The 11624-nt window shown below is 71.1% G+C and carries 6 protein-coding genes; 3 read left to right on the forward strand and 3 right to left on the reverse strand.

The features are described from left to right. The first annotated feature begins 24 nt into the window (after positions 1–24). Positions 25–1203, forward strand: a complete 1179-nt coding sequence (gene moeZ / locus OHT57_RS32910; RefSeq protein ID WP_328750356.1) for an adenylyltransferase/sulfurtransferase MoeZ — start codon at positions 25–27, stop codon at positions 1201–1203. Between the two features lie 77 nt (positions 1204–1280). On the opposite strand, the gene OHT57_RS32915 is transcribed toward moeZ, so the two are convergent. The 3 genes from OHT57_RS32915 to OHT57_RS32925 all read right to left on the reverse strand — a co-directional run bounded on the left by OHT57_RS32915 (position 1281) and on the right by OHT57_RS32925 (position 7313). Then, entirely contained in the window at positions 1281–2822 is a 1542-nt protein-coding gene (locus tag OHT57_RS32915; protein WP_328750357.1) for an alpha/beta hydrolase, read from the reverse strand. 133 nt (positions 2823–2955) lie between these two features. After that, entirely contained in the window at positions 2956–4500 is a 1545-nt protein-coding gene (locus OHT57_RS32920; RefSeq protein WP_328750358.1) for an alpha/beta hydrolase, read from the reverse strand. Between the two features lie 104 nt (positions 4501–4604). Continuing rightward, positions 4605–7313, reverse strand: a complete 2709-nt coding sequence (locus OHT57_RS32925) for a flippase-like domain-containing protein (RefSeq protein WP_328750359.1) — start codon at positions 7311–7313, stop codon at positions 4605–4607. Positions 7314–7499: 186 nt separating this feature from the next. Here OHT57_RS32925 and OHT57_RS32930 point away from each other — a divergent pair, with 186 nt between their 5' ends. Together OHT57_RS32930 and OHT57_RS32935 are read left to right on the forward strand one after the other, a co-directional pair. Next, positions 7500–7886: an MGMT family protein gene (locus OHT57_RS32930; RefSeq protein ID WP_328750360.1), complete on the forward strand. Its 387-nt coding sequence runs from the start codon at positions 7500–7502 to the stop codon at positions 7884–7886. 275 nt (positions 7887–8161) lie between these two features. Then, positions 8162–11611, forward strand: coding sequence for an ATP-dependent helicase (locus tag OHT57_RS32935; RefSeq protein ID WP_328750361.1), 3450 nt, complete (start codon positions 8162–8164; stop codon positions 11609–11611). Positions 11612–11624: the final 13 nt, after the last annotated feature.

An 11624-nucleotide genomic window follows, 5' to 3' on the forward strand; every position in this document is an offset into this window, starting at 1 on the left:
GATTGACCGACCAACGGAGTCCCCGTGTCGCTGCCACCCCTGGTCGAGCCGGCCGCCGAGCTCACCGTAGACGAGGTCCGCAGGTACTCCCGCCACCTGATCATCCCCGACGTCGGGATGGACGGGCAGAAGCGGCTGAAGAACGCCAAGGTGCTCTGTGTGGGCGCCGGCGGCCTGGGCTCGCCGGCGCTGATGTACCTGGCCGCGGCGGGCGTGGGCACGCTCGGCATCGTGGAGTTCGACGAGGTCGACGAGTCGAACCTCCAGCGCCAGATCATCCACAGCCAGGCGGACATCGGCCGTTCCAAGGCCCAGTCCGCCCGCGACTCGGTGCTGGGCATCAACCCGTACGTGAACGTGGTCCTTCACGAAGAGCGGCTCGAAGCCGAGAACGTGATGGACATCTTCAGCCAGTACGACCTGATCGTCGACGGCACCGACAACTTCGCGACCCGTTACCTGGTCAACGACGCGTGCGTGCTGCTCAACAAGCCGTACGTCTGGGGCTCGATCTACCGCTTCGACGGCCAGGCGTCCGTCTTCTGGTCCGAGCACGGGCCCTGCTACCGCTGCCTCTACCCGGAGCCCCCGCCCCCCGGCATGGTGCCCTCCTGCGCCGAGGGCGGCGTGCTGGGCGTGCTGTGCGCGTCCATCGGCTCCATCCAGGTCAACGAGGCCATCAAGCTCCTCGCGGGCATCGGCGAGCCGCTCGTCGGCCGACTGATGATCTACGACGCCCTGGAGATGCAGTACCGCCAGGTCAAGGTCCGCAAGGACCCGGACTGCGCGGTCTGCGGCGAGAACCCCACCGTCACCGAGCTCATCGACTACGAGGCCTTCTGCGGCGTCGTGTCCGAGGAGGCCCAGGAGGCGGCCGCCGGCTCGACGATCACTCCCAAGCAGCTCAAGGAGTGGATCGACGACGGTGAGAACATCGAGATCATCGACGTCCGTGAGATCAACGAGTACGAGATCGTCTCCATCCCGGGCGCCAAGCTGATCCCCAAGAACGAGTTCCTCATGGGCACCGCACTCGAGGGCCTCCCGCAGGACAAGAAGATCGTCCTGCACTGCAAGACGGGTGTCCGTAGTGCGGAAGTCCTCGCGGTCCTGAAGTCCGCGGGCTTCTCCGACGCCGTCCATGTCGGCGGCGGTGTGATCGGCTGGGTCCACCAGATCGAGCCGGACAAGCCCGTCTACTAGGCCCACGCTTTCCAGGGAGGGGCTCGGCACCAGGTGTGCCGGGCTCCTTTCCGCTGCTCCGGCCGCGTACGCCGTGGCTAGGAGGCGCAGACCTTGCCGTCCTTCGGCACCGTGCCCTTCAACAGGTACGCGTTCACCGTGGAGTCCACGCAGTCGCTCCCGTTGCCGTACGCCGTGTGTCCCTGGCCCTTCCAGGTGAGCTCCACGCCCACTCCTTTGCCCAGCTCGTCCGCCATCCTCCGGGCACCCTCGTAGGGCGTCGCCGGGTCGCCCGTGGTGCCGATCACCAGCACCGGGGCCGCACCGGGCGCGCTCACCTCCGGCGTCTCGGACTGCCCGGCCACCGGCCAGTCGTGGCACCAGCCGGCCGCGTCCCAGCCGAGGAAGGGGCCGAACACGGGTGAGATCCTCTCGAACTCGGGCAGCAGCTTCTTCGCCTCCGCGAGCGTGGGCCGCGGCTTGTCGTCCAAGCACGATATGACCCGTTGCGAGTGGGACAGCGTGCCGTAGTGGCCCGAGGCGTCACGGTCGTCGTAGTCGTCGGCGAGCGCCAGGAGTTCGGAGCCGTCCCCCTGCTCGGCCGTCTGCAGGGCACTGGTCAGTGAGGGCCAGTTGTCCCGGCTGTACAGCGGCAGGACGATGCCGGTGAACGCGAGTACTTGCGTCAGTTTTCGTCCGGAGAAGGTGTCCAGCGGGTCTGTGTCGATCCGGTCCAGCAGGGCCGCGATCTTCCGTGTGCCCTGTTCGCGGTCCTGGCCGGTGGACGCCAGGTAGTTGTCCAGCGCGCGCTGGAAGCCCCGGGCCTGGTTCTTCCGGTGGCCCACCATGTCAGCGCTCGGGTCGACGGCCGCATCCAGCACCAGTCGCCCCACCTTCTCCGGGAACAGGTGGGCGTAGACGCCGCCGAGCTGGGTGCCGTACGAGATACCGAAGTAGTGCATCTTGGTGTCGCCGAGGATCTGGCGCATCAGGTCCATGTCCCGTGCGGTGTCGGTGGTCGAGACGTGTCCCAGCAGCCTGCCCGCGTCCTTCGCGCAGCCGTGGGAGAAGTCGGCGGCGTCCTGGAGGTATGCCTGCTCCTCGGCCGGGGTGTCAGGAGTGGGGTCCACCGCTTCGGCGGCCTGGATCTCCTTGTCACCGCGGCAGCGGACCCCTTCGCTGGCGCCGACCCCGCGCGGGTCCCAGCTCACCAGGTCGTACCGCTCGCGCAGGAGGGAAGCGGTGGCCGCGTATCCCGGCATCGTGCCCACCCCCGTCAGGCCGGGGCCGCCGAAGTTGAACAGGAGCGAGCCGATGCGCTCGCCGCCGCGTGCCCTGCTGCGGATCAGCGGGAGGGCGATCGTCACCCCGTCCGGCTTCGACCAGTCCAGCGGCACCCTCAGCGTCGCGCACTGCCAGTCGTTGCCGGGCGGAGAAGAGGCCGCGGTGGCCTCACAGCGTCCCCAGCCGAGCTTCTGCGAGGTCAGCGCAGTGGGCAACGCCTTCGCGTCCGTCGCCGTCGGCCGTGCGCTGCCGGACCGCTCGTGCACCTCACCGCCGCCGGACGAACCGCCGCTGCATCCCGCGGCCAGCAGCGCGGCAGCAGCAGCCGCAGCCACCCCCCGTACAAAACGCCCCATGACAGCCCCCGTCCCAAGCCGTCCGCGCCGAGCAGCGAACGTCGGTCCGGCAATGGTAGGCCGATCGCGAATCCCCTGCTGGGCCTGTGGATAACCTTCTGACCAGGGGTTTCATGGGTTGGTGGGGGAAGTGCTAGGAGCAGACGGTCCCCGCCTTCGGCACCTTCCCGGTCAGGAGATAGCCGTTGACCGCGTCCTGGACACACTTGTTCTTGCTGTCGTAGGCCCCGTGCCCCTGCCCCTTGTACGTCAGCTCGACCCCGACGCCTCCACCGAGCGCCTCCACCATCTTCCGGGCGCCCTCGTACGGGGTGGCCGGGTCGCCGGTGTTGCCCACGACGAGGATCGGCGCGGAGCCGGTGGCGCTCACGTCGGGATGGTCGCCGGCACCCGCCACGGCCCAGCCGGTGCAACTCACCATGGACCAGGCCAGGAAGTCACCGAAGAGAGGGGAAGCGGCCCGGAACTCAGGCAGCTTGCGCTCGACGTCGGCGGCGCTGTACCGGGGCTTGTCGTCGGCGCAGTTGACGGAGATGTTGGCCGCGGTGATGTTGCTGTACTCGCCGTTGTCGCCGCGCCCGTTCATCGAGTCGGACAGCAGCATCAGGATCCTGCCGTCACCGTCGTACGCCTGCTCCAGCCCCTCCACGAGGTACTCCCAGAAGTCCTTCGAGTACAGCGACTGCGCGATGCCGTTGGTCGCGGCGGTCTGGGTCAGCCGGCGCGCGCCGATACCGGGGATCGGCTTCTTGTCGAGGTCCGCGAGCAACCTCGCGATACGGGTCTTGACGTCCTGCGGGGTGTCCCCGACGGGGCAGTCCTCGGTCTTGGAGGTGCAGTCCTCGGCGAAGTTGTCGAGCGCGAGCTGGAAGCCCTCGGTCTGTCCCAGCGAACCCTGCTCACTGTTCTGCGTCGGGTCGACGACTCCGTCGAAGACCGCGCGCCCCACCTTCTTCGGGAACAGGTGGGCGTAGACGCCGCCGAGTTCGGTGCCGTAGGAGATGCCGAAGTAGTGCAGCCTGTCGTCGCCGAGGACCTGACGCATCAGGTCCATGTCGCGGGCCGCGTCGGTGGTGCGCACATGCGGCAGCATCGCCTTGGAGTTCTCCTCGCAGGCCGCGTTGAACTCCTTGGTGTTGCCCACGAGGGCGGTCCGCTCGGCCGCGTCGTCGGGGGTCCAGTCCTGCCCGAAGTACACGTCTAGCTGGGGGTCGTTCAGGCACTCCACCGGGGCGCTGCGGCCGACTCCGCGGGGGTCGAAGCTCACCAGGTCGTAGCGGGTGCGCAGGGTCGCGTAGTCCGTGCCGAAGGCGGGCAGGGTGGTGACGCCCGAGCCGCCGGGGCCGCCGAAGTTGAAGACGAGCGAGCCGATGCGCTTGTTCTCGGGGCCACTGGCCTTGGCCCGGATCAGTGCGAGGCCGATCGTGTCGCCCTTGGGCTTCGCCCAGTCGAGGGGGGCCCGGAGAGTGGTGCACTGCCACTCGTCGCCGCCCGGCAGCGGCGAGGGGGCGTCACCGCCGCCCTCGGCCGGGGACGGGGCGGGGCAGTCCTTCCACGTCAGCTTCTGGGCCGACAGTGCCTCGTCGTGGGAGCCGTCGCCGCAGCCCGCCAGTGCGGAGGAGAGCAGCAGTGCGGTGGCGGTCAGGGCGGCGGCGCGCACACGAGGGGGGTTCGGCATGATCCCATCCTGCGGTCGCACGCGCGGGCACGCTCGGGGCGCGAGGCGTATGAGGTACGCCGGGTACGTCGTGGAAAGAGCCGTCGTACATGGGACGGCAGTGGCTACAGCGCGCCCTTGCGGGACAGGTGGTTGAAGGCCAGCCAGCCTGGCAGCACGGGCAGCCACAGCGTCAGCAGCCGGTACAGCAGCACGGCCGGGGCGGCGACCTCCTTGGGCAGGCCCACGGCGATCAGACCCACTGTCAGGGTCGCTTCCACGGCCCCCACACCGCCCGGCGTCGGGGCCGCCGAGCCCAGCGCGTTGCCGGCGAGGAAGACGACGGCGACGCTGGCGATGCTCAGCGACGCGCCCTCCTGGCCGAAGGCGCGGATCGAGGCGTCCAGGCACATCACGAAGCAGGCTGTCAGCAGCAGCATTCCGCCGATGCCGGTGACCAGCTTCTGCGGCCGCTGGAGGACGTCCAGCATGCGCGGCACGACACCCGCGAAGAGCGACCTCACGCGCGTGACGACGAATTTCCTGAGGAACGGCACCGAGGTGACCACGAGCACCAGTACCGCCACCGTCAGCAGACCCGCGATGACCGTCCGGGACGGCGACAGCGACGGCGTCTTCTCGGTACCCGTCAGATAGCCGAAGGACAGCAGCATCAGGATGTGGCAGCCGAGACCGAACAGTTGCGAGGCCCCGACGCTGGCCACAGCGAGCCCCGGCCGCACCCCCTGGCGTTGCAGGAAACGCGTGTTGAGCGCCACGCCGCCCACCGCGGCCGGTGCGACGATCTTCACGAACGACCCGGCGACCTGGGCCCCGACCGTCCGCAGGAACCCCACCCGCTCGGGCACGAAGCCCAGCAGCGACATGGCCGCGGCGAAGTAGCTGGCCGCCGAGAACAGCACGGCCGCGGCGACCCAGCCCCACTCGGCGTTCTCGAGGAGCGGCCCGAACTCGATGTGGGTGAGCTGCGTCAGCAGGAAGTACGCGCCGATGGCGCCCGCGATGAAGCTGATCAGTGTGCGAGGCTTGACCCGCTCCAGACGGGCCGGCTCGACCGGTGCCTGCGGCCGGATCAACAGCACCTCGTGGCGAATCTGCGTCAGCAGATCCTCCTCGCGCGCCTCCTCCAGAGCGTCGTCGATGGCCCGCTTCTCGGCCCGCGCCTCCGCGCGTACGGCCTTCTTGTCGGGCTTGTCCAGGACGGGTCTGGTGTCCTCCGACGCCTCGTCCAGATGGGCCTGCTTGGCTTGCCGGGACGCCTCCAGGACCGCCTCGCGCTCGCGCTGGGCCCGCTCCCGGGCGAGTCTGCGCAGCGTCGCGCGCGTGGAGCGCGTCAGCGCGATGGGCTGGAGCATCGGCAGACAGTCGGCGACGGCGTCGGGGCCGAGGACACCGACCGCCGATGCCACCGCGCGCTCCGCGCCCACCAGCAGCCCCAGGGTCGTCACCAGCTGAGCGACGTCCATGCGCAGCAGCAGTGTGCTGGCCGCGATCTCGCCGCCGCGCAGGTCGGTGAGGATGACCGCGCCGGAACGATCCACCAGGACCGCGTCACCCGCGAGCCTGCGGTGCGCGATGCGCCGCGACTGGAGCGACTGCACCTGACGCCAGGTGTTGCGCAGCAGTTCGTCGGTGATCTCGTCCTCGGGCAGCGATTCGAGCGTGCGCCCGCCGGTGTGCTCGTAGACGAGTATCACGGCGTCGGGGCCGAGCTCGGAGGTGGCGATCAGCTTGGGCGCGTTGGCGCCGGCCGCGATGGCCGCATAGGCGAGCAGCGCCTCCTGCTCCAGCGCCTGACGCAGCGACTGGAGGCTGCTGCGGGTCGCGAAGCCGCGCAGCGTGAGGTTGCGCCACACCCGGTAGAAGAAGCCCTGCGCCTGCTGTTCCCGGTCGACCACCGTCACGTCCAGCGGTGGGCCGTCCTCCAGGGTGACGAAGTAGCGTCGGCCGCGGTCGCCGTTCTCAGCGGTCTCCGAGGCCTCCTCGCGGGCCGCGCTCACCGGGTGGAAGCCGACGGTCCTGAGGCCCGCCATGAGTGTCTGCCCGGTGGGACGGACATTGGGCGAGCCGACCGCGTACAGCGTCCCGTAGGCGACCGTCCAGCCGATCAGCACGGTCAGGATGATCGAGAACGGTGTGGTGTAGCCGGTGACCAGCATCGAGAACGCGTCGAGCATCAGCACGATCCACAGCACCGCACGCCAGCGCGGCCTGCGAGACATGCCGACGGCGGTCATGTAGGCGATGACGGGCGCCAGATAGCCGTGCACGGGGTCGGTGAGGGCATGGATGTCGCCCGGGGAGGGCTGGGTGAGCGCCTCCTGGATCGAACCGGGGGCGCCCTTGGCGACCCACAGGTCGGTGGCGAGGGTCACACCGTGGGCGAGGACCGCGGCGAGCACACCGTCGGCGATCCGCAGCCCGTCACGCTTGATCAGCCGTTCGATCGCGAAGGCGACCGGCACCAGGAGGATCGCGATGCTGGAGGCCAGCCCGGCGATCTTGATGAGCAGGTCGGGTGCCTGACCGGTGCCCTTGTTGATGTCCTGTTCGAGGCCCGAGGTGGTGCCGTGCGCGAACGCGGCGATCGCGAGCAGGATGACGACGGCCAGCACGCCGACCAGCAGCCGCATCAGGTCGGACGGCCGGTGCACGCGCGCGGGGAGCAGCGGTTCGTCGCCCTCGACCTCGTCGACGTGCACCTCTTCGGCGTCGATGCGTACCTCGTCCGTGTCGGCGTCGGCGGCGTCAGGGCGCGACGAGGCGTCAGAGGTGCTCTCGGCGCCCTCCGGGTGCGCACCCTGTGGCTTCATCGTCTCTTCTTGATCTCGTATCACCAGTCACCGCCCGCACGATGGTGGCATGCCCCACCGACACACGGGGGTGTCAGGGTGCACATGCGGGGGCGCACAGTCTGCCCGAAGCGCCATCCCTCGGCGAGGAATACGCACGGTCGCGAGCCCGTCACATTGTCGGTGGGGTGGGGCAGGATGGGTCGGATGAGCGAGCAGAGCCGTCCTCAGGACGCCCACCCGGAGTACGCGGACACGCTGCCGGAGTACGCCGAGCGGGTCCTCGACGTGGCCGAACGCATTCCGCCCGGGCGCGTCATGACGTACGGCGACGTCGCCGAGTGGCTGGAGGAGGGCGGCCCCCGTCAGGTCGGCAGGGCCATGGCGTTGTACGGCGGAGCCGTCCCCTGGTGGCGTGTCGTCCGCTCGGACGGCGTCCTGCTCCCCGGGCACGAACTGCGTGCCCTCGGCCACTACCGCGCGGAGGGCACGCCCCTGAAAGAGGCGAGCAGGGCCGCCGAAAGCCATGTGCCGCGTCTCGACATGAGACGGGCGCGCTGGGACGGCGGCGGTCGCGCGGAGGGTCACACCTGACAGCTTCCGCCATCCCGCGGGCCCAGGGGCGCTCTCAGGCCCGTAAGAGGGAAACGGGGTACATCCGTGGCATGCCGTACGTTCATGGGGTGAGGGACGTGGGTGTCGGGAGCGCCGCGTGGGCTGCGTGGGCCACGCGGGAAGAAGGGGAAGCCCTGCCTCCGCACTCGGTGTCGGCGTAGCGTCGGCCGTACTCGTCCCCCTCATCTCCCGTCCACCGCCCTCCACGCGCGGCGGGCCGCCCAACAGCACACCCACCAGGACCGGCGAACCACGTGAGCTCCTCTTCCTCCACCAGGCGTCTGCCGCACTCCCAGGTGCGGCAGGGCAGCCGTGGCGCTTACCGACTGGTGCGTACCCAGCCCGCCCGTGTGGCTCCCCCTCGTCTTGACGCCGCACAGAGTGCCGTGGTTGAGCACGGACGCGGCCCATTGCTCGTTCTCGCAGGTCCGGGCACTGGGAAGACCACCACGCTCGTCGAGTCCGTGGCGTCACGGATCGCCCGTGGCGGCGACCCCGCGCGCGTGCTCGTGCTGACGTTCAGCCGCAAGGCGGCCGTCGAACTGCGCGACCGCATGGCGCTGCGCATAGGAGCGGCGCGCTCCCCTCAGGCGACCACCTTCCACTCGTTCTGCTACGCCCTGGTCCGCGCCCACCAGGACAGCGAGCTGTTCGTGGAACCGCTGCGGCTGCTGTCGGGACCCGAACAGGACGTCGCGGTACGGGAGCTGCTCGCCGGCCAGCCCGACCTGGAGCGGCTCGGCCTCGCGCACGTGCGCTGGCCGGACGAACTGCGTGCTTGCCTGACCACCCGCGGCTTCGCCGACGAGGTCCGCGCGGTCCTCGCCCGCAGCCGCGAGCTGGGCCTCGGGCCGGGCGCCCTGGACGCCTTCGCCCGTCGCCTCGGCCGCCCCGACTGGCGGGCCGCGGCCGCCTTCCTCGCGGAGTACCTGGACGTCCTGGACCTCCAGGGCGTGCTCGACTACGCCGAACTGGTCCACCGCGCGGTGCTCCTCGCCCACCGGCCCGAGGTCGCCGAGCAACTTGCCGCGCAGTACGACGCCGTGTTCGTCGACGAGTACCAGGACACCGACCCGGCCCAGGTACGGCTGCTGCAGGCCCTCGCCGGCGGCGGCCGCAACCTCGTCGCCTTCGGAGACCCCGACCAGTCGATCTACGCGTTCCGGGGCGCGGACGTGAACGGCATCCTCGACTTCCCGTACGCCTTCCCGCGCGTGGACGGCCGTGCGGCCCCGGTCGAGGTCCTGCGCACCTCCCGCCGTTCCGGCGCCGCCCTGCTCGCCGCGACCCGGCTGGTGACCCAGCGCATGCCGTTGACCCGGCTGCCCGCGGAGAAGGTCCGCGCCCACCGCGGCCTCGCCCCCGTCCGGGACGGCGGACGCGTGGAGGTGTTCACCTACCCGACCCCCGGTACGGAACTGGACAACATCGCGGACGTCCTGCGCAGGGCACACCTGGAGGACGGTGTCCCGTGGGGTGAGATGGCCGTTCTGGTCCGCGCCGGCTCGCGCACGATCCCCACGGTGCGCCGCGCGCTCACCGCGGCCGGCGTGCCCCTGGACATCGACGGCGACGATCTGCCGCTGCGGCACGAGCCGGCGGTGGCGCCCCTGCTGACCGCACTCCGGGCGGTGGCCGCGGCGGAAACTGCGGGGGGTGTCGTACGGCCCGAAGAGGCGCGAGTACGACCCGACGGCGACCTTGCCGCCGGGGAGCGGGCGTCGGACGGTGAGACTGCTGCTCCTGAGGGACGGGCGCCGGACGGCGAAAGCGCTTCCGAGACGCAGCCGTCGGATCCTGAGCCGCAGTCGTCGGCCACCTCCTGGCTCGACACCGAGACCGCGCTCACCCTCCTCGCCTCACCCCTCGCCGCCATGGACGCCGCCGACCTGCGCCGCCTCGGACGCGCTCTGCGCGACGAGGAGCGGGCTGCCGGGAACGCCCTGCCGCCGCCCTCGGACGAACTGCTCGCGCGGGCTCTCGCCGAGCCCGAACGGCTGGCCGCGCACGACCCCGCGTACGCGCGTGGCGCCCAGCGGCTCGGCGCGCTGCTCGGCAAGGCCCGTGAGCGCCTGGCCGGCGGTGGCAGTGCCGAGGAGGCGCTGTGGGACCTGTGGGAGGGCACGCCGTGGCCCGGGCGCCTGGCCAGGTCCGCCCGGCGCGGCGGGGCGGCGGGGCGCAACGCGGACCGTGACCTCGACGCCGTGTGCGCGCTGTTCGCGACCGCCGCGCGCGCGGAGGAGCGCACCGGGGGCAGGGGTGCCCTGAACTTCCTGGAGGAGATCGACGCCGAGGACATCGCCGCCGACACCCTCACACGGCGTGCCGTACGACCCGACGCCGTACGCCTGATGACCGCGCACCGCTCCAAGGGTCTGGAGTGGCGCCTGGTCGTCGTCGCGGGTGTCCAGGAGGGCCTGTGGCCGGACCTGCGCCGGCGCGGCTCTCTCCTGGAGGCCGACCGCATCGGCCGTGACGGGCTCGCCGAACCGCTCACTCCGGGGGCCCTGCTCGCCGAGGAGCGCCGCCTGTTCTACGTCGCCGCCACGCGTGCGCGTGAGCGCCTCGTCGTCACCGCGGTGAAGGCACCGGCCGACGACGGCGACCAGCCCTCCCGGTTCCTGACCGAACTCGGCGTCGAACCCCAGGACATCACCGGCCGTCCACGCCGCCCCCTGTCGGTCGCCGCGCTGGTGGCCGAGCTCCGCGCCACCACCGTCGACCCGCGTGTCTCCGACACTCTGAGGGAGGCCGCCGCCCGCCGGCTGGCCCGGCTCGCGGCTCTCGGCGACGAGGACGGCCGCCCGCTCGTCCCCTCGGCCCACCCCTACCGCTGGTGGGGCATGTTCGAGCCGACCGAGTCCAAGGTGCCGCTGCGCGACCGCGATCAGCCTGTCGTGCTCTCCGGCAGCGCCCTCGACCAGCTCGCCAACACCTGTGCCCTCCAGTGGTTCCTGGGCCGCGAGGTGAAGGCCGACGCACCGGCCACGGTCGCCCAGGGCTTCGGCAACGTCGTGCACGTCCTCGCCGACGAGGTCGCCTCCGGGCACACCCCCGCCGACCTCGATGTCCTCATCGAGCGACTCGACTCAGTGTGGAACGCCCTCGCCTTCGACGCGCCCTGGAAGTCGGCGCAGGAGAAGGAGAACGCGCGCGTGGCGCTCGAACGCTTCCTGAAGTGGCACGTCGACTCCAGTGGTGGCCGCGCCGGACGTACGCCGGTGGCCAGTGAGCACGACTTCGACGTCACCCTCGCGGCGGGCGACGTCGAGGTGCGCATCCGGGGTCAGATGGACCGCGTCGAGACCGACGGCGAGGGCCGCGCGTACGTCGTCGACTTCAAGACCGGCAAGCAGCCGGTGAGTTCCGCCGAGGTGGAGCGCCACCCTCAGCTCGCCGTCTACCAGCTCGCCGTGCGCGAGGGCGCCGTCGACGAGGTCTTCGGCGGGGAACGACCGGAGACCGGCGGGGCCGAACTCGTCCAGCTGCGCCAGGGTGCCCCCAAGCGGGACGGCGGCGAGACCCTCCCCAAGGTGCAGGCGCAGGAGCCGCTGGAGGGGGAGTGGGTCGGAGATCTGCTCGCCACTGCGGCCGGGAAGGTCCTCGACGAACGATTCACGCCGAACGCGGGGCAGCACTGCACCCACTGCGCGTTCCGGGCCTCGTGCAGCGCGCGGCCGGAAGGACGGCACGTCGTGGAGTGAGGTGAGCATGCCG

The sequence above is a fragment of the Streptomyces sp. NBC_00285 genome (assembly GCF_036174265.1).
In the GTDB taxonomy this organism is placed as follows: Bacteria; Actinomycetota; Actinomycetes; order Streptomycetales; family Streptomycetaceae; genus Streptomyces.

What these genes read in the sequence shown, in the direction of transcription:
- OHT57_RS32915 (WP_328750357.1), bottom strand. Translation starts at nt 2,822, where the DNA reads ATGGGGCGTTTTGTACGGGGGGTGGCTGCGGCTGCTGCTGCCGCGCTG.
- OHT57_RS32920 (WP_328750358.1), bottom strand. Translation starts at nt 4,500, where the DNA reads ATGCCGAACCCCCCTCGTGTGCGCGCCGCCGCCCTGACCGCCACCGCA.
- OHT57_RS32925 (WP_328750359.1), bottom strand. Translation starts at nt 7,313, where the DNA reads ATGAAGCCACAGGGTGCGCACCCGGAGGGCGCCGAGAGCACCTCTGAC.
- OHT57_RS32930 (WP_328750360.1), top strand. Translation starts at nt 7,500, where the DNA reads ATGAGCGAGCAGAGCCGTCCTCAGGACGCCCACCCGGAGTACGCGGAC.